This window comes from Bacillus sp. ISL-46, assembly GCF_018613205.1.
Genome location: NZ_JAGGQR010000069.1, coordinates 1 through 23,905 on the forward strand (window position 1 = coordinate 1; position 23,905 = coordinate 23,905).

The window sequence follows — 23,905 nt, forward strand, 5'->3', positions numbered from 1 at the left end:
GGATTTGTCGACAGTCTGAAATCCTAAAGTTAGGATTTTTCTTACAGGGTGAAAATTTTATTTTGGTAATACATTCATACTTTCAATATGATTTTTTGCTTCCGCATCACCAAGTTTATGCAACATCCCATACACTTGCTGAATCGTACTGTCATAGGCGTCGTTTTCACGATCATAATGGTATTCTAGATATGGTACATGGGCTCTAACAAAGTTTTTCCACTCGGTTGAATAGTTTTGGTCAAAAAGCTCGCGCAGCTGGGTTATTTCTTCATTATCCGCCTGAATTTTATAGCTCCAGTTTGAACTGGTTGAACTTTGGGAAATTTCACCGCTTCCAACATCTATATAATAGGTCTTCTTTTGCTGATCCATTATGTCATCCCCTTTTACTCATTAGTAATTTGCAAATAGAAAAAATTTATTCTTTGTCAAATTTCGATTATTTTTTTAGAAATGAATACGCTATAATAAACATACAATCGAAGAAACAGATTTTTCTGTTAATTTACAAACGGTTAAGTTAGAATTATTTTATGTTTATAAGGGAAAAGAATAACTAGGAGGTGTATCGAAATGAAATTAGTTGATGAGTTGTACGAAATGTACCGAAACAAGCTAACCGGTGATGAAGAGGATATCGACATGCTGGCATTTGCCTTTTTAGAAGAGATGTCACATGAGGATCTACTTGCTTTAATCCAAGAAATGGATAAGCAGGAATTATACAATTTAATGGGTATTTATTTAATTGAAAGTTTGAAAGGTAAATTTGCCCAAGAAGAGTACGGACAACATCGCACAAATACTTATCATCCTCGAAATATTCATTGATTGTACATAAAAACATAAGGAAGGAAGCTCAAACAGCGGGCTTCCCTTTTTCTTTTCAAGGCTGTGTTGAAGGTNNAGCGGAAATCAACAGCCAAGTTTAACAAAGCTTTTCTCAAAAAAGCATCCATTCATGCTACAATTAAGAAAAAAGGAGGCATTCACACGAATGTATGTAGTAGCTGTTATTTGTATTATTATTGTTATCATTGTCCTGCTTCTAGCCGTGGGCACCACTTCTAAAGCCTACACGTATAAACATACTGTGGACCCAATAGAAAATAATCCATATCTTGACCAAGAGAAGGACCAAGAACATAATCAGGATCAAAATAAAGCTTAAAAAAATTCCTATTCAAGTAGAATAGGAATTTTTATTATTTGTCTAGCTTCAGCTTTTCTAATTAAAAAACCTGTTTAATTTCTTCCTTGCTTTGTTCAAGCCAGAAGCGCATTAAACGTTTAGCGCCTTCCAAATCATGCAGTTTTGCTTGGCCGCATTGTCGTTCATTTGCAGCAGGAATTTCGACGATTTCAACTGCAGCCTTCATTGTATCTTCAAGAAGATCAATGATTTCCTCCACAGTCGGCTCGCCGCTGACAACAAGGTAATAGCCCGTTTGGCAGCCCATTGGTGAAATATCGATAATATCAAAGTGATCATACTTCTCGGAGTGCTCACGAAGATTAAAAGCAAGCAAGTGCTCTAGTGTATGAATGACATCAGGTTTCATCGCCTGTTTATTGGGCTGGCAAAAGCGAATATCATATTTATTAACAACACCGTCACTTCCAACTTTGTGGACCCCGCAATGTCTCACATAAGGGGCTTTAACAGCGTTATGATCTAAATCAAAGCTTTCAACTGAAGGCATCGATATCACTCCTTTTTTTATCTACCATTTATCATACAATAAATTCCGAGTTTTTTCATCCACTTACATACAATTAACAATTTAGACGATATTATTTATTTATGGTATCTTGTAGTTAATTGTAGTTAAGGAGAGATTGACATGTTAAAAAAAGCCTTCCTAGCGATTATACGTTTTTATCAAATTGTTATCTCACCTATAAAACCGCCGACCTGCCGTTTTTATCCTACTTGTTCCCATTATGGTCTGGAAGCGATTGGGCGGTTTGGTGCTTTAAAAGGCGGCTGGCTCACTATCAAAAGGATATCAAAATGTCATCCCTTTCATCCTGGTGGCTTGGATCCTGTTCCTGAAAAAGAGAAGCTTTAATTCTTATTGCCATCAACAATTAAATCAAGCTTTCCTGTCTTTGGGTCGATGACCAATCCATGAACAGGAACACCCTTTGGCATTAATGGATGATTTTTTATGATATCTACACTATGCTCAACACTCTCGGTCACATTATCAAATCCATGAAGCCATTTTTTAATGTTGATGCCAGAATATGAAAGTGTGTCAATCGTTTCTTCTGATATTCCACGCTCCATCATACTCTCGATCACTGGTTCAGCTTTAAGACCGCTCATGCCGCAATCATAATGGGCAATAACTAAAACCTCTTGAGCCTTCAATTGATAAACAGCAATCAGTATACTTCTCATCACACTTCCAAAAGGGTGTGACACTAGGGCCCCTGCGTCTTTTATAATCTTTGCATCACCATTTCCCAAATTCAATGCTTTCGGCAATAATTCCAATAGTCTGGTATCCATACATGTAAGAATCACCATGCGTTTATTAGGGAATTTAGTTGTTTCATACTTTTCATATTCGTGGTTCTCCACAAATTTTTCATTATAGTTTAACAGCTCATTCAATAATGTAGGGTTACTCATGATAACCATCCTTTCTATTGTTTCTTTCTAAGCATACCTAATTTTTAATGATGAAACCAAATTTTATACTTGCTTTTGATGAATTTTTTTTGTAAGATACAAATGGAAATCGGAATCGTTCCGTATTATACATTCGTAATCATTCAGAATTCAAAAAAAATTTCGATAATAAATCGTAATTAATCCGATTTAATAATATAGTGAGGGAGTCTTTATGAAAAAAATCATCCTTTTCCTTTCTTTTCTGTTACCATTAAGTCTTCTGTTGTCCGCGTGTTCAAATGGTAAAGACCATGTACAAAAAAAGAAGGACCAGTTAACTATTTATACAACAGTATTCCCACTTCAATATTTTACTGCACAAATTGGTGGAAAATATGTAAATGTAAAAACGATCTATCCACCTGGGGCAGATGAACACACATTTGAACCATCCCAAAAGGATATGATGAATTTAGCCGATTCTGACTTATTTTTCTACATTGGACTTGGACTTGAAGGATTTGTGGAAAAAGCAAAGGGAACATTGAAAAATGAACATGTAACATTAGTCCCAACGGCCGAGGAACTAAAACTCCCAAAAAGCGACGATTCACATGAAGAAGAACATGACCATAGCAATTCGGATGTCAACCCACATGTATGGCTTGACCCCATTTATTCTAAGGAAATGGCTGCTGTTATCCGTGATTCTTTAATTAAACAAATGCCGCAGCACAAAGAACTATTCAATAAGAATTTTAAACAGCTTGCCCAAAAGTTAGATGAACTAAATACTAAATATAAGCAGACACTTACAAATGCGAAGCATAAAAAGATTATCGTTACACATGCAGCGTTTAGTTATTGGGAAAAACGTTATGGGATTGAACAAATCAGCATATCAGGTCTTTCGACTGCTAATGAGCCCACCCAGAAGGAATTAGAAAAAATTATTTCTGTAGCTGAACACGATGGTTTACACTATATGCTTTTCGAACAAAATGTCCAATCAAAACTTGGAAAAATTGTTCAAAAAGAAATTGGGGCAAAAGCATTACACATTCATAATCTTGCTGTTTTGTCTAACGACAACATCAAAAACAAAGAAACCTATTTTTCATTAATGAATAAAAATCTTGAATCATTAGAAATAGCCTTAAATAACTAAATTTGAAGATGAAATGAACCAGGCCGCTTTTAAACCTGGTTCATTTTTTTATAGAACAAATGTTTCTTTTAATAGCAAGGTTTCCTGTAATCTTTTTTCGTTTATTTCAAATCCAATCCCAGGACCGGATGGGACTTTGACAAAACCATTTTTAACATTTACTTCTGGGGTAATAATATCTTCCTCCCAAAAGCGATTAGAAGCAGAGATATCTCCTGGGATCGAAAATCCTGGTAATGAGGCGAGTGCAATATTATGGGCCCGAGAAACCCCAAACTCGATCATACCCCCACACCAAACCGGTATGCCCTTTTCGAAGCAATAGTCATGAATTCGTTTCGCTTCATACAAGCCCCCTACCCTGCCCACTTTAATATTAATTACCTGACAACTTCCGAACTCGATGGCTTTTCGAGCATCATCATAGCTGACAATGCTTTCGTCCAAACAAATAGGTGTTTTAATTTCTTTTTGAAGCAAGGCGTGTTCAAGAATATCATCATAGCCCAGCGGCTGCTCGATCATCAGCAACTTAAAGTCATCAAGAGCTTTTATTCGTTCGATATCCTTAATCGTATAGGCAGAATTCGCATCTGCCATGATTGGCAGATCAGGATAAAAACGGCGAATTTCAGAAAGAAAAGCATAATCCTGCTGTGGATTTATTTTAACTTTAATCCTTTGATATCCGTCCTCAAGATATTGCTCAATTTGCTGGAGTGCATTTTTAGTGGAATCTGTGGCGACTACAACCCCTGACGCAATCAAAGACCGTGTTCCCCCAAGGAGTTTTGATAGTGGCAGCGAATGACTCTTCGCAAATAAATCCCATACAGCTGTTTCTAAGGCAGCCTTAGCCATATTGTTCCTTCTTACCGAGCCAAACAGCTGAGAGACCTCCTCAGGATGGTTAAAAGGTGTTTTTTGAAGGAGTGGAATCAAAAAATCAGTTAACATATGTAAACTTGTTTTAACCGTTTCTTCTGTGTACCACGGAGTAGAAAAGGCAACGCCCTCCCCGTAGCCTGAAACACCATCTGAATTGGTTAGCTTAATAATAATTCCCTCACGATCCTTTACCGCACCTAAATGGGTCAGAAACGGTTCCTTTAAGGGCATTTGAATGACATTTAACTCTACTGCTGCTATCTTCATTACCGAGTCTCCTCTTTCACCCACTCCCGGAGCTCTCGGCGAAGTATTTTTTTCGATGCGTTTCTAGGCAGTTCCTTAGTAAAATAAAATGCTTTAGGGACTTTATATTTGGCTAAACGCTCCTTACAAAATTGCTCAAGTGCTCCAACCGAAGGATTTGTTTCTTCTCTTTTTACAATATAAGCAATCGGCACTTGTCCCCACTCAGCATCCTCTAAACTTGTCACACCAGCCTCTGAAACATCCGGATGGGCTAACAAAACTGCCTCAATTTCTGCAGGGTAAATATTCTCTCCCCCTGAAATAATTAAGTCAGAACGCCGATCGAGTACATATAAGAAGCCTTCATCATCTAAGTAGCCCACATCTCCCGTGTGGAACCAGCCATTAATAAACTTTTCTTCTGTTACTTCAGGAAGGAATAAATACCCTGGGGTAACATTGGGTCCTTTTATGACAATTTCACCTGGCATACCTGAGGGAGCCAGACCACCATCTTCTGCAACTATTTGAAGCTGCGAGGTGAACAATGGCTTTCCTGCCGAGCCTAGCTTCGTCAGACTATATTCTGGAGCAAGCGTCACGATTTGCGAGGAGGATTCGGTCATTCCATAGGTTTGGAATACAGGAATTTCTTTTTCTATACACGCTTGGAGTAATGGTAATGGTGCAGGTCCTCCTCCAAGAAGCATACAGCGAAAATGATTAGGCAGGCGCCTCTCTCGAAGAGCATCAACTATTCGTCTCAGGGAAGTACCAACCACTGACATGATGGTCACTTTTTTATCATGAATATCATGAATGGTTTGTTCAACATCAAAGTGCTCGTGAAGAACGATCGGCATTCCATATATGACACTGCGCATTAAAATTGAAAAGCCGCTAATATGAAAAAGCGGAACGTTACAAAGCCAGGAATCCCCTTCAATAAATCCTAAATTTAAGGCTGAACCAACGGAACTCCACCAGTGATTTCCATAGGTTTGGATTACCCCCTTGGGATTTCCAGTGGTTCCGGATGTATACATGATCGTACAAATTTCTGATAAGCTGATTTCTTCCTGAATAATGGGCGCGTTTTGACTGCCGAAAAATATCTCGGCCTTTGTCAGCGTACAAATTGATGGAATTTGATTATTTATGAAGGCTTTTTTTTCAGAAAAAGTATCTTCAATGATTAAAGAGACGGCCTTTGCATCAATTAGCTGCCATACTAGTTCCGACGGAGAAAGGCGGTTGTTCAAAATTACAGCCCTAACTCCTAAAAGTTGAAGGGCAAATAATATTACAACCGTATCTAGGTTGCTATTTAATAACACACCAACATATTGGTTTTTACGCATTCCTAACCCTTGTAACTGTCCTGCAACTTGATAAGAACGTTGGTAGAGTTCGCCGAAGGTTATGGTTTGTTCCTGAAAATACACCGCTGTTCGTTCAGGGGTCAGAAACGCTCTTTTCTTCAAAAAATTAGGCATCATTTCGCTTTGCATAATTGTCACCTTTCCTAATCTGCCTTGCTTTTTCCCAGATTTTCTATTAAAAACAGCCTGATGGAAACCACCAAGCTGCTGGTAAAAACTATCAAGGAAAACGAGGGAATTTACCAAAATCAGGCTTACGCTTTTCTTTAAATGAATCACGGCCTTCTTTGGCTTCATCGGTTGTATAATAAAGCAGGGTTGCGTCGCCAGCAAATTGTTGAAGACCAGCTAATCCGTCTGTATCAGCATTCATGGCTGCTTTCAAGAAACGAAGGGCAGTTGGACTTTTCTCAAGTATTTCACTACACCATTGAATCGTTTCTTCCTCTACTCTTTCAAGCGGAACAACCGTATTCACTAAGCCCATATCAAGTGCCTCTTGGGCATTGTATTGACGACATAGGAACCAGATTTCTCGAGCTTTTTTATGTCCAACAATTCTAGCTAGGTAGCCTGAGCCGTATCCAGCATCAAAGCTTCCAACATTCGGTCCAGTTTGTCCGAAAATAGCATTATCAGCTGCAATCGTTAAGTCACACACAATGTGCAGCACATGACCACCACCGATGGCATATCCTTTTACCATTGCAATAACAGGTTTTGGAATAACTCGAATAAGGCGCTGAAGGTCAAGAACATTTAGACGAGGAATTTGATCCTCTCCAACATATCCCCCATGGCCACGAACTTTTTGGTCACCACCTGAACAAAATGCCTTATCTCCTGCTCCAGTTAAAATAATAACTCCTACACTAGAATCATCTCGTGCGAAGGCAAAAGCATCAATTAATTCCGAAACAGTTCTCGGTGTAAATGCATTATGTACATGTGGACGATTAATGGTGATTTTCGCAATACCATTGTATGTTTCATATAGAATTTCCTCATATCTGCGTCCTGCAATCCATTCTACTGTCAAAATGATATCCTCCCTTATTTATTCTTTTGACAAAAAGTCACTTACTATTGTACCAAACTTTTCTGGTTCTTCCACATGAATTGCATGGCCACTATCTTCAATAACCACCCAAGAGCTATTTTTTAGCTCTTTCATCATTTTATCTGCAATATCACAGAACTTTTTATCTTCTTCACCCGTTAAGAGCAGAACCTCGCAAGTTAGTTCGTTTAATTTCCCCCACCAGTTAGGCTGAGATCCGGTTCCCATCCCAAGCAGGCTGTTCGCGAGCCCAGTAGGCGAATTGTTTAAACGCTGTTCTCTTATGACCTGCTTTTGCGCTGAAGGCAGTCGTTTCATCGTTTGAAAAAGGGGGATCCCTTCCCAATAATCTACAAACGAGCTTATCCCCTGTTCTTTAATAAATTTAGCAAGTTCCGCATCTTTCATACGGCGAAGTTGACTTTCATTTTCTGTTTCCAGACCTGGTGAGGCACTTTCAAGTATTAATTTTCGGACCCGCTCAGGAAAAAGCAGGGCAAAAGTAAGGGCAAGTCTTCCACCCATTGAGTAACCAAGTAGATCTACTTGCTTAACATCTAAATGTTCAAGGATCGTTTTTAAATCCTTCGCAACTGACTCTATTTGATATCGACTAAGTACATCGGGTGATTCCGTTTTTCCATGTCCAATGATGTCAGGATTAATTAGATTCATTTGCTTCCCCCAAGCATCATAGAAAGGAGTCCATGTCGAGCTGTCCCCGGTAAATCCATGTAAAAGAACAAGCGGGATAGATCCTTCCCCGTAAACTTCGACATGATATTGAATCCCGTCGCTAACAATCTTCATTTACTGTTCACCTTTGACAAAGTTCGATATTTCCCGGGAAACAAAGCTCCAAAATCCGCGGTGTTCGTCACGGTTAACGTCTCTGTTTGTTCTAAGTTCATATACTTTTAACCCCGTTTGATTCGTAGCCTTCATCATTTCTGACCCTAAATGGTCCCAATCTTCAATCTTCGTAAATTCACCCTTAAACATCTTAACCGCATGCTCAAATTCTAGATCTAGTGAAGTTCCAAACAGCAGTTCAAAATTCTTAGAATGCTCCGATTGAGGAAGGAAGGAAAAAATTCCGCCTCCATTATTGTTGATAACAATAATATTAATATCGATATTGTACAACTTTGCTGCAATCAGACCATTTAAGTCGTGGAAAAAAGTTAAATCGCCAAGGACAAGGTATAAGGATTTTGAGTATAAAGCTGCACCTAAAGCGGTCGAAACAGTACCATCGATCCCATTGGCTCCCCTGTTCGCCATTACTTTGATTGCTTTATTATTGTTAATAAAAAAACTATCCAAGTCGCGAATTGGCATACTATTGCCAACAAAAAGGGTCGCACCCTCTGGCACCATATCGGCTATTTGATAAAATAGTTTGCCTTCACTTAATTCTGTTATATCTCTTAGAGCATTCATATTTTCTTTGGTTAGCCCGTTTACCTTTTTCCATTTCTTTAAAAATTGGGATGAGGGGTTCTCATTCGTATATGACAATAGCTTCTTGCAGAATACCAATTCATCACAAAAGATCATACTGGTTGACAAGGATGAAGGATCACGCCAGCCTGCGCCGCCATCAATTACAAATTGTTCAGCATCTCCATTTTCTTTTAAGAAGATCGTTAATGCTTTTGATATTGGCATCGCACCAAATCGAAGAACAACTTCTGGTTTAAGGAAGGTTTTTGCATCTTCATTCCTTAGGAAGGTATCATAAGTTTCAATGATATTTTTAAGGCTATGTTGCCCACTTCTTAATTGTGATAAGGGGTCTGCAATGATTGGAAAATTTAATTTCTCAGCTAATTGCGTAACCGAGTTAGGAAATTCAGCATCTCCCATGTTTCCACAAATAATAACACCTTTATTTGTCTTATTAAGCCTTTCAGCTATTTCCTGAAAATGTTCATCTGAAAGGGTTAAGTCCCCGTTTTGAACTTTTATATACCCATTTGGTCGTTCATTAAGCTGGAAGAGCTCATCATCCATCTTTGGAATTAGCGGCTCTCTGAAAGGAAAATTCATATGTACAGGACCAGAAGGGGCACTAGTGGCAATCGCAACTGCCCGGGCACAAACGGTCCTGGCATAGCGAATGATTTCATCACTTTTTTCAGGCAATGCCATTTCGGAGAACCATTTCACATGCTTCCCATATAAATGAATTTGGTCGATTGCCTGTGGGGCACCAACCTCTCTCAGTTCATGCGGTCGATCCGCTGTAAGTACAATCAATGGTACCCGAGCATAACGCGCTTCAATAATCGCAGGAAAATAGTTTGCTGCGGCTGTACCTGAAGTACAAAGTATGGCAACTGGCTTATTTAACGACTTTGCTATTCCCAACGCAAAGAAAGCCGCTGACCGTTCATCTACATGGATATGGACTTTCAGGTCAGGATGTTCTGCCATGATCATCGCCATTGGAGTTGACCTTGAACCAGGACTAACCACTACATCCGTAACTCCCGAAAAAATAAGTTCAGCAACTACGGCGGCTATATAGGCTGTTAATGATTCTTGATGATTCATATTAATTTCCTCCAAGGGCTCGGAGCATTGGTTTAAATTTCAAGCTCGTCTCCAAATATTCACTTTCTGAGTCAGAATCTGCTACTACTCCACAACCTGCAAACAACGATACTTCATCCCCCTGGATCAGTCCAGATCGAATCGAAACAGCAAATTCGCCATTTCTTCTGTAGTCCACCCACCCTAAAGGGGCAGCATAGAATCCACGGTCCAGTTCCTCTACTTGTCTAATCTTTACAACTGCTTCATCCTTAGGCAGTCCGCCGAGTGCTGGTGTTGGGTGAAGTCGTTCGACTAATAACAACAAGGAAGCATCATTATGGCATTTTCCGATAACAGGGGTGTAAAGGTGCTGAATATCCCGTATCTTCATCAACTGCGGCTTGTCAGGCAAAATAATTTCTTCACATGATTCTTCAAGTGCTTCCTTAATCATTTCTACCACGAAACCATGCTCAATCAGATTTTTTTGATCATTTAATAACATATGACCTAATTTCAGGTCTTCTTGTTCAGTTTTCCCCCGTGAAATAGAACCGGCAAGGCAGGTAGAATAAACCTCATTTCCATGTTTTTTCACTAGTCTTTCTGGAGATGCCCCAATAAAACAATCACCATTCGATTCAAATGCGAAAATAAAGCTTTCATGCTGCTGCAGATATAAATTATTCAATACATCCTCTGCCTCTACCTGATCGTCAAATACAAGCCGCAATTCTCGGGCTAGAACGACCTTCTTAAGCGGGCCTTCTGTTAATTCCTTCACAACTCCATCAACAGTTTTTTTCCACTCCTCTGGTTCAATCTCTCGCGTTTCTAGAAGTGACGCTGTACTCATCCGTTCATTCTGATGGAGCGAATTTAATAGCTGATTTCTCTCTTTGCTCACTTTCTTAAATATATAAGGATCCTCATGTGGAGTACAAACTGTATTCGTGGTTAAATACGTTTGACCGCGAATGAGGCTCAATAGAAATTTGGGTATGTGGAACAATGAATCAGCGTACTTGGACCAGAGGTCTGTTTTATCCTTGTAGGGGTCAAAAGAGAAGCCCCCGAACATGACGGGCCCTAAACCAACTTCTGTATATGGATTAAAAATGAGGCAGTCCTCTAAAAATTTTTCCCATTCCTTTTCAACATGAAAAAAGCGGTCAGAAACCTGATCCGTCTGAATTTGTTTCGAAATCCCAAGTCCAATTAGCACCGTCTCGTCCGTTGGGTCCTTCCAGAAAAATCGTTCCCCGCGATAATGTTTTTTTCCTATATTAAAAAATGATAGTGGGTTAATCGTGTCCATTTTATGAACTTCACTAATTAAAATGGGCCGGCCAAGTTCTTTTGCCCGATTAACAGCCAAAAGACCTCGTTCCATTATTTCCAATTCTTGAATGGTAATCAAACAAATCCCTCCAAAACAGCCGAAATGACTGTTATCCATTCATATTAATGCAAATTTTAACATACTACTCTCATTGTAAAGAAGTCAGTAATACTTGTCACTAGCAAACCTGCATCATTCCGTATTATATCTTAAGTTTTCATCTTACTGATAAAAAAAGCCTTCTCATTTTGATTAGTTTCATTTTCCCACCAACCATCCAATAATAATCAATAAGGTATAATCTTCTAGATTTGATAAGAAAAATTAATTGACACTATTCCTTGAATTTCATACACTTAGTTTTGGGCAAAGCCCATTAAATAATCGATTCTAAACCTTTAAATAGAGAGAAAAAAACTAAAAAGGGAGAGATACTATGCAACCAAATATACAGCAAAGCTCGAAACCTGTAGTTGAATCAAACCGCGGCTTTCAAGTTTGGTGGCAAATGACCCGCCCACATACATTAACCGCTGCATTCGTGCCAGTTCTGCTTGGTACGGCATTAGCCCTTAAGTATGGGAAAATCCATTTTGGTCTATTTTTTGCCATGCTTTTAGCGAGTTTATTGATTCAAGCTGCAACCAATATGTTTAATGAATATTTCGATTTCAAACGCGGTCTGGATACTGCCCAATCCGTTGGGATTGGCGGTACGATTGTACGTGACGGAATCAAACCCAAAACAGTCCTAAATCTTGCGTTTGGATTTTATGGAATTGCTCTATTATTAGGGATCTATATTTGCGCTAATAGCAGCTGGTGGTTAGCCGTTGTAGGCCTAATTTGTATGGCTGTGGGATATTTTTATACTGGAGGTCCTTTCCCGATCGCCTATACACCATTTGGTGAAATTCTTTCAGGTTTCTTTATGGGGATGCTGATTATTTTAATCGCCTTCTTTATTCAAACGGGAACAGTCAGCAGCACAAGTATTCTCGTTTCAGTTCCAAGTATGATATTGGTTGGTATGATTATGTTATCGAATAACATCCGTGATTTGGATGGCGACAAAGAAAACGGCCGTAAAACAGTTGCCATTCTATTAGGTAAGAAAGGTGCTATTTACTTATTAACAGGGATGTTCACTTTTTCATTTCTTTGGGTTTTGGGACTCATCATTATTGGTGTTTTACCAATTTGGACAGCACTTGTAATTCTTAGCGCCCCAAAGGCTATTAAAGCAATCAAAGGATTTATAGAAAATACCCTGCCGATTCAAATGGCACCAGCGATGAAAGCGACAGCACAAACCAATACGATATTTGGGTTTTTATTAGCAATCGGAATCTTTGCTGGGCACTTCTTATAAAAAAAAGCTTCTGCCGCAACTGGCAGAAGCTTTTTTTTATTGTAATGGCTTAATTCCCCATATGTCGTCTGCGTATTCCTGAATCGTACGATCACTTGAAAAATAACCAGCCTGGGCGATATTATTTAGACTCATTTGCTGCCAACGTAATCGGTCAATAAACGCTTCTCCAATGGAACGTTGTGTTTCTGCATAGGAAGCAAAATCCTTTAAGACAAAATATTGATCATTTTCCTGAAGGAGTGAATCGAATATTGGTTCAAATTCATTATAAACACCAGGGAAAAAGCCATTCACAAGCTGGTCAACGGCTTGACGAATTCGATAATCGTGGTGGTAATATTCATCGGATTGATATCCGCCATGTTGATAGTAGTGAAGAACTTCATCTGCAGTTAGTCCAAACGTGAATATATTGGAATTACCGACTAATTCACGAATTTCTATATTGGCACCATCCAAGGTTCCCACCGTCAATGCCCCATTGATCATAAACTTCATATTACCTGTTCCAGAAGCTTCCTTACTAGCCGTGGAGATTTGTTCACTGACATCTGCTGCAGGAAAGATCTTCTCCGCAAGAGAAACGCGATAATTTTCAAGAAAAATCACTTTGATTTTGTCGTTGATAGATGGATCATTGTTGACTTTTTCAGCAACTGTATTTATTAACTTAATGATTTTCTTCGCATAATAATATCCTGGCGATGCTTTCGCTCCAAAAATAAACACCCTTGGAACAACCTTGAAGCTTGAATCTTCTTTGATCCGATTATAGAGATGCATAATATGTAAGACATTTAAAAGCTGCCGTTTATAAGCATGGAGCCGCTTCACTTGTACATCAAAGATTGAACCAGTATCAACGGCAGTTCCCGTCTTATCGAAAATAATCTTGGCAAGTGTTTGTTTATTTTCATTCTTAATTTTTAACAATTGATCTAAAAACGAAGTGTCGTTTTGATAATTAAGTAACTGGGAAAGCTCGGTAGCTTTATAGGTCCATTCAGACCCAATCGTATCTGTAATCAATGAAGATAGTTTTGGATTCGCTTTTAACAGCCAGCGGCGGTAGGCAATTCCGTTCGTTTTATTGTTAAATTTATCAGGAAACAATTGATAAAATTGATTCATCTCGCGTTTCTTTAATATTTCAGTATGCAGTTTCGCCACACCATTCACACTAAAGCTTCCGACGATAGCCAAATGAGCCATTTTTACATAATTATCGGCAAGGATGGCTAGTCCCTTAATCCGCTCCCAATCACCTGGTGTTTGCTCCCAAAGTTCCTGGCAAAATCGTTCATTGATTTCTTCTACAATCATAAATATTCTTGGAAGCAACGGTTGAAAAATATGTATTGGCCATTTCTCTAACGCTTCTGACAAGGTGGTATGATTGGTGTAAGAAATAGTATGTTTTGTAATGTGCCATGCCTGCTCCCAATCAAATCCTTCGTCATCAATTAGGATTCTCATTAACTCGGGAATGGCCAGGACAGGGTGTGTATCATTAATGTGAATACAGATATGTTCATGGAGTTGTTTTAAGCTGCTGTGTTGTTTCCGATAGGTCTTTAAAATAGATTGTATACTAGCGGATACCAAAAAGTATTGCTGTTTCAATCTTAAAACCTTTCCTTCATCATGTGTATCATCAGGATATAAAAACTCAGAAATCATTTCCGTTTCCCGTTTATATTTTAAAATATCCTCGTGTAAGGGAAATTGGGAAGGCTCTGCATTCCAAAGTCTTAGTGTATTGATGGTTTTTGACTGATAGCCGATGACCGGCATGTCGTGAGGCACTGCGGTGACCGTTTCAGCTTGTAGATGATGAAACACAAGTCGGCCATTTTCCATCTTCGTTTCCACCTTACCCCAAAATGGGATTTTGATGGAACTATCGGTTTTACGGATTTCCCAAACATTTCCGTTCCTTAGCCATTGTTCCGGCAATTCTACTTGATAGCCATCAACAATTTTTTGTTCAAATAAGCCATGTTTGTAACGAATGCCATGACCATGACCCGGCAGATTAAGTGAAGCAAGTGAGTCTAGAAAACAGGCAGCTAATCTTCCTAAGCCGCCGTTTCCTAACCCTGCATCTGCCTCATATTCCTCTAATTCTCCTAGATCGATTCCTAATTCCTCTAGGCCTGCTTGCACCGTCTCTTCCACACCCAGGTTAATTAGATTTTGTCGTAGTAATTTCCCCAAAAGATATTCAATAGAGAGGTAATAAACCTGCTTTCCCTTTGCCGCCAAATGACGCTCGTTTGTAGTAATCCAAGCATTACTTACAAATTCGCTAATCATTGTTCCAAGGGTTTGATAGTGATCCCTGGCTGAGCTTTCAGGGAAACTCTTCCCACATACCATCTCAATCCTTTTTAGAAAAGTTTCCTTAAACTCGACCGTATTAGAAAACATGTGTTTCACTCCTTGCAACGATCTCTGCATATAACTGGTTATAGCTATATGCTGACTGTGCCCAGCTATAATCCATTTCCATTGCTTGCTTTACAATTGATTTCCACGATTTTGAATCGTGATAAACGCCTAGTGCTCTTTTAATTGTATAGAGCATATCATGGGCATTAAAATTTGCAAAAGAAAATCCATTTCCTTTTCCAGTAAATTCGTTCCAAGGTTTTATGGTATCATTTAAGCCGCCAGTTTCCCTAACGATCGGGATCGCACCATATTTCATTGCAATCAACTGTCCAAGCCCGCATGGTTCGAATTGGGATGGCATCAAAAACAAATCTGCAGCGGCATAAAGTTTATGGGCAAGCCCTTCATTAAAACCAGTATGAACCCTTAATTTTTCAGGATAAATACGTGCGGCCTGTCTTAAATGTTCTTCGTATTCATAATCACCTGTTCCAAGGATAATGACCTGCAGATCCTCCTGCAATATTTCACGAAGGACACATTTAACTAAATCAAGTCCTTTTTGCCTTGTCAGCCTTGTAATCATGACTAATAAAGGTGTACGCGCAGATTGTGGTAATCCAAAATGTTTTTGAATCTCACTTTTGTTGATTGATTTTTTTTGATGATTATCAGCCGTATATGTTTGATATATTAATGGGTCGGAAACAGGATTATAGAAATCTTCATCAATCCCATTTAAAATCCCAATTAAGTCATCTTTTCTTTCTCTTAAGAGACCGTCTAACTTTTCACCAAATACAGGTGTTTGAATTTCTTCTTTATAGGTCGGGCTAACTGTCGTAATTTTGTCTGCAGCTACAAGAGCGCCCTTCATATAATTGATATTTCCGAAAAACTCTAAGTGACCAGTGTGAAAGGAATTGTAATCCATTCCTAACAAGTCCCCCAAGACCTCTTTTGGAAAGATCCCTTGGAATTGAAGATTATGAATCGTAAAAACAGTACGCAATAAGCCGTAACCTTTTCTTTTATAATATTCAGTTCGTAACAGAAAAGGAATCATCGCCGTGTGCCAGTCATGGCAATGTAACACATCTGGAAAAAAGTTTAGCTGGGCAAGTGTGTCTAAGACAGCCCTATTAAAATAAGCAAACCTTTCCCCATCATCAAAATATCCATATAAATTTTCTCGTTTAAAGTAGTATTCATTATCGACGAAATAAAATGTAACTCCCTGGTGTGTGAGCTCTTCAATTCCGCAATACTGATTTCTCCAGCCAACAGAAACAGTAAATTCTTTAACCTTTTTCATCTCACTCTTAAATTCTTCTGAAATTGTTCCGTATTTAGGTAGAATAACTCTGACATCAGTTCCCAAACTCTTTAATTCTTTTGGAAGGGAACCAGCAACATCGGCAAGTCCTCCCGATTTTGCAAATGGTCCACATTCCGAAACGGCAAATAGTACTTTCACGAGTTCATCAACGCTCCTTGTTTTGTCCCTTTACGAACCACAAATGGTGACCCCGCTGTTCCAGTTAAGTGAGTTCCTGCTTCAACTTTCACATCTTTATCTAAAATAACGGAATCTAGATAACAATTATCTTCGATCTGGCACTTTTGCATAATGATACAGTTCTTAATAACTGCACCTTTTCCAATCTTTACACCGCGGGATATAATACTATTTTCTACTGAACCGCTAATTAAACATCCATTGGCAATCATTGCATTTTTTACAACAGACCCTTTAATATATTTCGTTGGCGGCTCATCCTTTACCTTAGTGAAAATCGGCTGTTCTTTAATAAAAAGTTTTTTCCAAACATCTGACTTTAGCAAATTCATACTAGTAGAAAAATAGTTTTCGATCGAATCTATCATCACGGAATAACCGTCATATTCATAGTTACAAATCGAGTAAAGATTTTCAATATCATTTACAACATCCTTCATACAGGTATACCCTGTATCATTACGCGTTTCAATCAGCTTAATAAGTAGGGATGTTTTGATTAAGTACATCTCCATCGAAGCTCCATCCTTCTGATGGATTTCGGTAATGTCACATCTTGAATTGCTGTGCCAATCTAAGATTGGTCTAAAGTTCATATTAAAAACCGTATAGCAATTTGAAATAATCGAATACTCTTGCGTGCTGCGATAAAAGAAGTCTAAATTTGCTGCAAAATTCTCAAACGAACCAATTGTATTTCCATCATAATCAACTATTGGAGATGGGAAAAAGAAAAGGCCATCCCGTTTTCGATTCAAATCCCAGTTTTTCCCTGAACCTAGATGATCCATTAGTGAACGGTACTGCATTTTTGGAAATATTGCCACACTTCGAATACCTGAATTCACCATATTCGATAGCACAAAATCAATAATACGATATCTTCCTGCAAAAGGCAGGGCAGCAAGTGCGCGATGTGTTAATAAATCTTCCAAATCTTCATGGTATGTGGTGGCATCAATGACTCCTAGTAGCTTTTTTTCCAATCCAAGTCCCTCCTGTATTATATTAAAAAGCAGGGTATAACCCGCTTAACATTTCATTAGTAACTAGAATAATCTCTTCATCGAACGAGCGGATAACAGTCCCGTCAGGTACATTCACGTCAGAAGGTACAATGGCTCTTTCAATCAAACAATTATTACCAATGATCGCATCCGGCATAATGACCGACTCTAAAATAGTTGATCCTTTTCCAACAGTAACCCCTTGAAAAAGAACAGATTTCACTACTTCCCCTTCTATTGTACATCCCTCATTAATAAGTGACTCTTTAACCACCGCACTCGGCGAAATATATTGTGGCGGCTGATTCGGGTTAACTGAATAAATCCTCCATCCGTGGTCAAACAAATCTAAGTCACATTCTTCTCTTAGTAGATCCATATTAGCTTCCCAGAGGCTTTGGACCGTACCGACGTCTTTCCAATAGCCTTTAAATGGATAAGCAAACAATTTTTTATTTTCCTCTAAAAGCATCGGAATCACATCTTTACCAAAATCATGACTCGATTCAGGAACACGGTCATCCATTTCTAAATATTCTTTAAGTATATTCCAGTTAAAAATATAAATGCCCATCGAAGCAAGATTATTTTTTGGATTCGCTGGTTTTTCGTCAAAATCGACAATTCTTAGTTCTTCGTCTGTATCCATGATTCCAAAACGACTGGCTTCATTCCAAGGAACTTCTATTAAAGAAATAGTTACGTCAGCCCTTTTTTCAATATGATATTCAAGCATACTCTCATAGTTCATTTTGTAAATATGGTCACCTGATAGGATTAGCACATATTCAGGCTGGTATTGTTTAAGGTAATTAAGGTTTTGATAAATCGCACTTGCAGTACCTGTATACCATTTTACTTCGGAAGATTCAGCATACGGTGGTAATACAGTTACCCCGCCATCCTTTCGGTCAAGATCCCATGCGCTTCCAATCCCAATATAGGAATTTAATAACAATGGTTGGTATTGTGTTAATACCCCAACCGTATCGATGCCAGAATTGGCGCAATTGCTCAATGCAAAATCAATAATTCGATATTTACCTCCAAAAGGAACAGCTGGTTTCGCTAGATCCTTTGTCAGCGAATTAAGCCTACTTCCTTTCCCTCCTGCTAATAACATGGCTACGCACTTCTTCTTTGCCATTTCCTTTTCGCTCCTTCCTCTTTTTAACTGGTCTGATGATTTGAAATCCAAATGGGGGAATTGCTAGATTTAATGAAAATGGCTGGCCATGGAATGGTTCTTCTTCTGCTATAATAGTCTTTTTATTAACCAATCCAGCTCCACCGTATTCTATATGATCACTATTGAAAATTTCTCGATACTCACCGGATTTAGGAACACCAATTTTATACATTGGGTAATTGACACCAGTAAAATTGCAAATAACCACTAATGTTTCTTCAGACTTTTTCCCTTTTCTCATAAAAGAGAAAACAGATTGGTGGCTATTATTGGCATCAATCCATTCGAATCCGTCCTGTAAATGATCGAGTTCATAAAGTGCCTTTGAACGTTTATAGAATTTAGTTAAAAACTTTACGTAGGCATTTAATTTTTGATGCATCTCATAGTCCATTAAGTTCCAATCGAGCTGTTCTTTATCTTTCCATTCAGAAAACTGGCCCAGTTCAAAACCCATAAATAAAAGTTTTTTTCCAGGATGAGCAAACATATACCCTAGCAAAAGTCTAAGTTGTGCAAATTTCTCCCAATAATCGCCTGGCATCTTATCGAGTAGTGATTTTTTTCCATGTACCACTTCATCGTGAGAAAATGGCAGCATAAAGTTTTCTAAAAAGGCATATAAAAATGAAAACGTTACATTAGAATGAACATGTGAGCGCGAGTAAGGTGGAGTTTCCATATATTCAAGCATGTCATTCATCCAGCCCATATTCCATTTATAATCAAAGCCAAGCCCACCGTATGTAACTGGTGTTGTGACATTAGGAAATTCTGTTGAATCCTCACCAATCATTAAAAAGTGTGGATCATACTCATGAACATGTTGGTTTAGTTTTTTCAAAAAGTTAATTCCAAATGGGTTTTCACGCTTTTCATTTGAGCCATTCGGCCAGTAAATGATATTAGCTACTGCGTCCATTCGGAAACCATCAATATGGAAATAGTCAATCCAAAACTGGGCATTTGAGATTAGAAAACTTTGTACCTCTCCTTTTCCAAGGTCAAAGTTGGCCGTTCCCCAAACAGCATTCTCTCTGTCGCTAGCTGTGCTATAGGAATAAATGTGAGTCCCATCAAAACGGTAAAGGCCATGAGCGTCCTTGCAAAAATGACCAGGCACCCAATCAAGAATAACCCCAATACCATTTTGATGAATCAGATCAACAAATTCTCTAAATTCATCTGGTGTCCCATACCTGGATGTAACAGAAAAGTAACCTGTTCCTTGATAACCCCATGAGGCATCGAGAGGGTGTTCGACTAGAGGTAGTAACTCTATATGTGTAAATCCGTGCTCAATTACATATGGAATAAGTTCCAATGCCAATTCTTTATAACTTAGATATTCGCCGTCTTCCTTCTTTTTCCATGAACCCAAATGCAATTCATAAATTACCACTGGCTCAGAAAGGAGGTTCTTTTTTCCTCTTCGATTCATCCAATGAGTGTCTTGCCACTCATAATGGTTTAACGAATAAACAATAGAAGCTGTATTCGGTCTTATTTCAGAATAAAAAGCAAATGGATCTGATTTTAGCAGCCTCTCACCTGAATGTGTGATAATTTCATACTTATAAAGCTTCCCTGTTAGATCCCTATTAACAATCAGAATCCAAACTCCCTCATCATTAACCTTTTGCAATTCATACCCTTCACCATTCCAGTTATTAAAATCCCCCGCAAGCCTAACCTGCATTGCATTAGGGGCCCATACGCAAAATCGTGTATAAACCTTATCGGAATTCTTAAAGATATGAGCGCCAAAAAGCTGATGACTTTGGAAAAAATTCCCCTCGTGAAATAAATGTAACTGATAGTCAGTAGGAAAAAACGTATTCACTGTCATGGCTCTCCTCATTCCCAATGAAAATATGTATTTCAAAGACCAATTATAATGGCTATTAATCAATATTCCTCATAAAACTTTTTTATCTTTTCTGACAATAGCTGAGGCAATATGCCATAAAAACCTAAGGTGCGACAAATATCGACACTATACACCAATTTTTCTATCAGTAATCGCCAAAAATATATAAATTTTTTTTAGTTTTTTTTATGATTTTCATTCAAAAAATGTTATTTGATTAATAGTTCAAGATTAGGGGAAATTGTTGCGAATGTAAGCGCTATCAAGGCTTTCACTAAGGAAAGGAGGACGCTAAAAGTTATATCAATATAACGATTCCTGTATAAAAGGCGTCCTCGTTTGGTTCTAGAATTTGGACATTCAAGCGGATTTATAGGTTTAGACATCTCATGGAAAAAGCGGAGAGTTTCTGTAAAATGGAGCCAAAGGGACTTATTGGCGTCATTAGTTCGATAAAAAGTCTAGAAAACGAACCCAATAGGGCCTATTGGCGTCATTAGTTCAATAAAAAGTCTAGAAAACGAATCCAATAGGGCCTATTGGCGTCATTAGTTCAATAAAAAGTCTAGAAACCGAATCCAATAGGGCCTATTGGCGTCATTAGTTCGGATAAAAAGTCTATAAATTGTATCCAATAGCTCTTTGAAATCATAAACGTAATCTATATCTTTCTTTCTTTAATAGATCAAAAAAAAAAACTGATAACATGTTGTTATCAGTTTTTTTATGACCCCTACGGGACTCGAACCCGTGTTACCTCCGTGAAAGGGAGGTGTCTTAACCGCTTGACCAAGGGGCCTTAAAATATGGCGGAGAAGGAGGGATTTGAACCCTCGCGCCGGTCACCCGACCTACACCCTTAGCAGGGGCGCCTCTTCAGCCACTTGAGTACTTCCCCGTTTGGCTCCGCAGGTAGGACTCGAACCTACGACCGATCGGTTAACAGCCGATAGCTCTACCACTGAGCTACTGCGGAATAATTAAAGTTGCTACTATGAAAAGATATATGGTGGGCCTAAATGGACTCGAACCATCGACCTCACGCTTATCAGGCGTGCGCTCTAACCAGCTGAGCTATAGGCCCATAAATTGGAGCGGGTGAAGAGAATCGAACTCTCATCATCAGCTTGGAAGGCTGAGGTTTTACCACTAAACTACACCCGCATATAATAAATTTATTATGGGGCGACTGATGGGAATCGAACCCACGAATGCCTGAACCACAATCAGGTGCGTTAACCACTTCGCCACAATCGCCACAATAAAAACTATATTTAATTAAAATGGTGGCTCAGGACGGAATCGAACCGCCGACACAAGGATTTTCAGTCCTTTGCTCTACCGACTGAGCTACTGAGCCAACATATGGCGGTCTGGACGGGACTCGAACCCGCGACCTCCTGCGTGACAGGCAGGCATTCTAACCAACTGAACTACCAGACCAATTGCGGGGACAGGATTTGAACCTGCGACCTTCGGGTTATGAGCCCGACGAGCTACCAGACTGCTCCACCCCGCGACAATAAAAATATAACATTTTGCTCATGCGCTTAGTTGCATGGACTGTATCAATCTCAGTAAGCATATGCAAGCAGCAACTCGATTGATACAACTCGCAGATTATTCATTGAAGCAATGCTCGTTGCTCCACCCCGCGACAATAAAATTATAAAAGCAAATGGAGGAGGAAGAGGGATTCGAACCCCCGCGCGGTATGACCCGCCTGTCGGTTTTCAAGACCGATCCCTTCAGCCAAACTTGGGTATTCCTCCGTGTTCATTATGAAACTAATGGTGGACCTTGTAGGACTCGAACCTACGACCGGACGGTTATGAGCCGTCTGCTCTAACCAGCTGAGCTAAAGGTCCAAGTTTAAGTTTATTTACTTTGATGATTAAAATCTGTCTGTCCCCATCTCAGAAAGCTTATTCAAGCAGCAGCTCGATGGGTACAACTCGAAGAAATTTCATAGAAGCTTTGCTCGTTGCTCTAACCAGCTGAGCTAAAGGTCCTCTATATTTGGTAGCGGCGGAGGGGATCGAACCCCCGACCTTACGGGTATGAACCGTACGCTCTAGCCAGCTGAGCTACACCGCCAAATATACAATTTAATTATGGTGGAGCCTAGCGGGATCGAACCGCTGACCTCCTGCGTGCAAAGCAGGCGCTCTCCCAGCTGAGCTAAGGCCCCATAAAGTTATAAGAAGAATGGTCGGGAAGACAGGATTCGAACCTGCGACCCCTTGGTCCCAAACCAAGTGCTCTACCAAGCTGAGCTACTTCCCGTTAAAGTGCGCCCTGAGAGATTCGAACTCCCGACCTTTTGATTCGTAGTCAAACACTCTATCCAGCTGAGCTAAGGGCGCATATGAATTTAATTAACTTAAATGGTGCCGAGGACCGGAATCGAACCGGTACGGTAGTCACCTACCGCAGGATTTTAAGTCCTGTGCGTCTGCCAGTTCCGCCACCCCGGCTAAAACAATTGGAGCGGAAGACGGGATTCGAACCCGCGACCCCCACCTTGGCAAGGTGATGTTCTACCACTGAACTACTTCCGCATATGAAAATTAAATGGTGCGGGTGAAGGGAGTCGAACCCCCACGCCTTGCGGCGCCAGATCCTAAGTCTGGTGCGTCTGCCAATTCCGCCACACCCGCATATTCATTTAAAATGGTGAGCCATGAAGGACTCGAACCTTCGACCCTCTGATTAAAAGTCAGATGCTCTACCAACTGAGCTAATGGCTCATACAAAGGTGCCGGCGAGAGGACTTGAACCCCCAACCTACTGATTACAAGTCAGTTGCTCTACCAATTGAGCTACCCCGGCGTAAAGTATGATAGGTAAATATGGTGGAGGATGACGGGCTCGAACCGCCGACCCTCTGCTTGTAAGGCAGATGCTCTCCCAGCTGAGCTAATCCTCCATATTTACAGCCTGGCAACGTCCTACTCTCACAGGGACGCGTGTCCCAACTACCATCGGCGCTGAGAAGCTTAACTTCCGTGTTCGGTATGGGAACGGGTGTGACCTTCTCGCCATTATTGCCAGACCATTTATTCGACACTATTTTATTATAATGTCTTTTTCATATTTTTCAAGAGGAAAATTTTTTTTTCATTCCCTCAAAACTAGATAATGCAGAAGAAGTTTGTAAAAACGAGTATGCCTTAAAAATTGGTTAAGTCCTCGAACGATTAGTATCAGTCAGCTCCACATGTTACCACGCTTCCACCTCTGACCTATCAACCTGATCATCTTTCAGGGTTCTTACTAGCTTGCGCTATGGGAA

Annotated in this window: 19 protein-coding genes, 21 tRNA genes and 2 rRNA genes; 5 read left to right on the forward strand and 37 right to left on the reverse strand. The window is 39.5% G+C overall.

Annotated elements, in window-relative coordinates; translation table 11 throughout:
• Positions 1-57: 57 nt before the first annotated feature.
• The gene (locus J7E67_RS26910; RefSeq protein WP_214717683.1) at positions 58-375 is read right to left on the reverse strand and encodes a hydrolase; all 318 of its coding nucleotides are present in this window, start codon (positions 373-375) and stop codon (positions 58-60) included.
• 201 nt (positions 376-576) lie between these two features.
• Here J7E67_RS26910 and J7E67_RS26915 point away from each other — a divergent pair, with 201 nt between their 5' ends.
• Both J7E67_RS26915 and ytzI read left to right on the forward strand, forming a co-directional pair.
• Positions 577-834, forward strand: coding sequence for a DUF6154 family protein (locus J7E67_RS26915; RefSeq protein WP_066258317.1), 258 nt, complete (start codon positions 577-579; stop codon positions 832-834).
• Between the two features lie 166 nt (positions 835-1,000).
• Complete coding sequence (gene ytzI / locus J7E67_RS26920; RefSeq protein WP_214733186.1) at positions 1,001-1,174, forward strand: YtzI protein; 174 nt, start codon at positions 1,001-1,003, stop codon at positions 1,172-1,174.
• Positions 1,175-1,235: 61 nt separating this feature from the next.
• Here the strand turns inward: ytzI and J7E67_RS26925 are convergent, their stop codons facing one another.
• Positions 1,236-1,706, reverse strand: a complete 471-nt coding sequence (locus J7E67_RS26925; RefSeq protein WP_214733187.1) for an S-ribosylhomocysteine lyase — start codon at positions 1,704-1,706, stop codon at positions 1,236-1,238.
• Between the two features lie 141 nt (positions 1,707-1,847).
• Between J7E67_RS26925 and yidD the strand changes: the two genes are divergently transcribed.
• The gene (gene yidD, locus J7E67_RS26930) at positions 1,848-2,075 is read left to right on the forward strand and encodes a membrane protein insertion efficiency factor YidD (protein ID WP_214717689.1); all 228 of its coding nucleotides are present in this window, start codon (positions 1,848-1,850) and stop codon (positions 2,073-2,075) included.
• Here yidD and J7E67_RS26935 read toward each other — a convergent pair.
• Entirely contained in the window at positions 2,072-2,644 is a 573-nt protein-coding gene (locus J7E67_RS26935) for a beta-class carbonic anhydrase (protein ID WP_214717691.1), read from the reverse strand. The genes yidD and J7E67_RS26935 overlap by 4 nt on opposite strands.
• Before the next feature lie 214 nt (positions 2,645-2,858).
• On the opposite strand from J7E67_RS26935, the gene J7E67_RS26940 reads away from it, so the two are divergent.
• A complete protein-coding gene (locus tag J7E67_RS26940; RefSeq protein ID WP_214717692.1) occupies positions 2,859-3,794 on the forward strand; it encodes a metal ABC transporter solute-binding protein, Zn/Mn family in 936 nt (311 codons plus the stop codon).
• A 48-nt stretch (positions 3,795-3,842) separates the two neighbouring features.
• On the opposite strand, the gene menC is transcribed toward J7E67_RS26940, so the two are convergent.
• From menC to J7E67_RS26970, 6 genes are all read right to left on the reverse strand, one after another.
• Positions 3,843-4,949 (reverse strand): o-succinylbenzoate synthase, encoded by a 1,107-nt coding sequence (gene menC, locus J7E67_RS26945; RefSeq protein ID WP_214733188.1) that lies wholly within the window; start codon positions 4,947-4,949, stop codon positions 3,843-3,845.
• A complete protein-coding gene (locus tag J7E67_RS26950) occupies positions 4,949-6,442 on the reverse strand; it encodes an o-succinylbenzoate--CoA ligase (RefSeq protein WP_214733189.1) in 1,494 nt (497 codons plus the stop codon). The genes menC and J7E67_RS26950 overlap by 1 nt, the downstream gene beginning before the upstream one ends.
• Positions 6,443-6,533: 91 nt before the next feature.
• A complete protein-coding gene (menB, locus tag J7E67_RS26955; RefSeq protein ID WP_214733190.1) occupies positions 6,534-7,352 on the reverse strand; it encodes a 1,4-dihydroxy-2-naphthoyl-CoA synthase in 819 nt (272 codons plus the stop codon).
• An 18-nt stretch (positions 7,353-7,370) separates the two neighbouring features.
• Entirely contained in the window at positions 7,371-8,183 is an 813-nt protein-coding gene (gene menH / locus J7E67_RS26960; RefSeq protein WP_214717695.1) for a 2-succinyl-6-hydroxy-2,4-cyclohexadiene-1-carboxylate synthase, read from the reverse strand.
• Positions 8,184-9,932, reverse strand: a complete 1,749-nt coding sequence (gene menD / locus J7E67_RS26965; RefSeq protein WP_214733191.1) for a 2-succinyl-5-enolpyruvyl-6-hydroxy-3-cyclohexene-1-carboxylic-acid synthase — start codon at positions 9,930-9,932, stop codon at positions 8,184-8,186.
• A 1-nt stretch (position 9,933) separates the two neighbouring features.
• Positions 9,934-11,334 (reverse strand): isochorismate synthase, encoded by a 1,401-nt coding sequence (locus tag J7E67_RS26970; protein ID WP_251027030.1) that lies wholly within the window; start codon positions 11,332-11,334, stop codon positions 9,934-9,936.
• Between the two features lie 358 nt (positions 11,335-11,692).
• Here J7E67_RS26970 and J7E67_RS26975 point away from each other — a divergent pair, with 358 nt between their 5' ends.
• A complete protein-coding gene (locus J7E67_RS26975) occupies positions 11,693-12,628 on the forward strand; it encodes a 1,4-dihydroxy-2-naphthoate polyprenyltransferase (RefSeq protein ID WP_214717699.1) in 936 nt (311 codons plus the stop codon).
• A 36-nt stretch (positions 12,629-12,664) separates the two neighbouring features.
• Here the strand turns inward: J7E67_RS26975 and J7E67_RS26980 are convergent, their stop codons facing one another.
• The 28 genes from J7E67_RS26980 to J7E67_RS27115 all read right to left on the reverse strand — a co-directional run.
• Positions 12,665-15,061 carry a glycogen/starch/alpha-glucan phosphorylase gene (locus J7E67_RS26980; protein ID WP_214717701.1) on the reverse strand — a complete coding sequence of 799 codons (2,397 nt, stop codon included), beginning with the start codon at positions 15,059-15,061 and terminating at the stop codon, positions 12,665-12,667.
• On the reverse strand, positions 15,051-16,502 hold the full coding sequence (gene glgA / locus J7E67_RS26985; protein WP_214733193.1) for a glycogen synthase GlgA: 1,452 nt from the start codon (positions 16,500-16,502) through the stop codon (positions 15,051-15,053). The genes J7E67_RS26980 and glgA overlap by 11 nt, the downstream gene beginning before the upstream one ends.
• Entirely contained in the window at positions 16,499-17,530 is a 1,032-nt protein-coding gene (locus J7E67_RS26990) for a GlgC family sugar phosphate nucleotidyltransferase (RefSeq protein ID WP_214733194.1), read from the reverse strand. Before J7E67_RS26990 ends, glgA begins: the two co-directional genes overlap by 4 nt.
• Positions 17,531-17,552: 22 nt before the next feature.
• Entirely contained in the window at positions 17,553-18,698 is a 1,146-nt protein-coding gene (locus J7E67_RS26995) for a glucose-1-phosphate adenylyltransferase (protein WP_214717705.1), read from the reverse strand.
• A complete protein-coding gene (gene glgB, locus J7E67_RS27000) occupies positions 18,646-20,589 on the reverse strand; it encodes a 1,4-alpha-glucan branching protein GlgB (protein WP_214717706.1) in 1,944 nt (647 codons plus the stop codon). The genes J7E67_RS26995 and glgB overlap by 53 nt, the downstream gene beginning before the upstream one ends.
• A 748-nt stretch (positions 20,590-21,337) precedes the next feature.
• Positions 21,338-21,409: transfer RNA gene (locus tag J7E67_RS27005), tRNA-Glu, on the reverse strand.
• An 8-nt stretch (positions 21,410-21,417) separates the two neighbouring features.
• Positions 21,418-21,508, reverse strand: a tRNA-Ser gene (locus tag J7E67_RS27010).
• A 3-nt stretch (positions 21,509-21,511) separates the two neighbouring features.
• Positions 21,512-21,586 (reverse strand) — tRNA-Asn (locus J7E67_RS27015).
• A 31-nt stretch (positions 21,587-21,617) separates the two neighbouring features.
• Positions 21,618-21,694: transfer RNA gene (locus J7E67_RS27020), tRNA-Ile, on the reverse strand.
• A gap of 6 nt (positions 21,695-21,700) precedes the next feature.
• Positions 21,701-21,774, reverse strand: a tRNA-Gly gene (locus tag J7E67_RS27025).
• 17 nt (positions 21,775-21,791) lie between these two features.
• Positions 21,792-21,867 (reverse strand) — tRNA-His (locus J7E67_RS27030).
• A gap of 27 nt (positions 21,868-21,894) precedes the next feature.
• Positions 21,895-21,970: transfer RNA gene (locus J7E67_RS27035), tRNA-Phe, on the reverse strand.
• Positions 21,971-21,976: 6 nt separating this feature from the next.
• Positions 21,977-22,053 (reverse strand) — tRNA-Asp (locus J7E67_RS27040).
• A gap of 2 nt (positions 22,054-22,055) precedes the next feature.
• Positions 22,056-22,129: transfer RNA gene (locus tag J7E67_RS27045), tRNA-Met, on the reverse strand.
• A 160-nt stretch (positions 22,130-22,289) separates the two neighbouring features.
• Positions 22,290-22,382, reverse strand: a tRNA-Ser gene (locus J7E67_RS27050).
• A 19-nt stretch (positions 22,383-22,401) separates the two neighbouring features.
• A tRNA-Ile gene (locus tag J7E67_RS27055) sits at positions 22,402-22,478 on the reverse strand.
• A gap of 152 nt (positions 22,479-22,630) precedes the next feature.
• Positions 22,631-22,707: transfer RNA gene (locus J7E67_RS27060), tRNA-Met, on the reverse strand.
• A gap of 18 nt (positions 22,708-22,725) precedes the next feature.
• Positions 22,726-22,801 (reverse strand) — tRNA-Ala (locus J7E67_RS27065).
• 18 nt (positions 22,802-22,819) lie between these two features.
• A tRNA-Pro gene (locus tag J7E67_RS27070) sits at positions 22,820-22,896 on the reverse strand.
• A 6-nt stretch (positions 22,897-22,902) separates the two neighbouring features.
• Positions 22,903-22,976: transfer RNA gene (locus tag J7E67_RS27075), tRNA-Arg, on the reverse strand.
• Positions 22,977-22,998: 22 nt separating this feature from the next.
• A tRNA-Leu gene (locus tag J7E67_RS27080) sits at positions 22,999-23,087 on the reverse strand.
• Positions 23,088-23,096: 9 nt separating this feature from the next.
• Positions 23,097-23,171, reverse strand: a tRNA-Gly gene (locus J7E67_RS27085).
• A 14-nt stretch (positions 23,172-23,185) separates the two neighbouring features.
• Positions 23,186-23,270 (reverse strand) — tRNA-Leu (locus J7E67_RS27090).
• A gap of 14 nt (positions 23,271-23,284) precedes the next feature.
• Positions 23,285-23,360: transfer RNA gene (locus J7E67_RS27095), tRNA-Lys, on the reverse strand.
• 9 nt (positions 23,361-23,369) lie between these two features.
• Positions 23,370-23,442: transfer RNA gene (locus J7E67_RS27100), tRNA-Thr, on the reverse strand.
• A 21-nt stretch (positions 23,443-23,463) separates the two neighbouring features.
• Positions 23,464-23,539: transfer RNA gene (locus tag J7E67_RS27105), tRNA-Val, on the reverse strand.
• Between the two features lie 9 nt (positions 23,540-23,548).
• Positions 23,549-23,665 (reverse strand): 5S ribosomal RNA (gene rrf, locus J7E67_RS27110).
• Positions 23,666-23,790: 125 nt separating this feature from the next.
• A 23S ribosomal RNA gene (locus J7E67_RS27115) occupies positions 23,791-23,905 on the reverse strand; the annotation flags it as partial.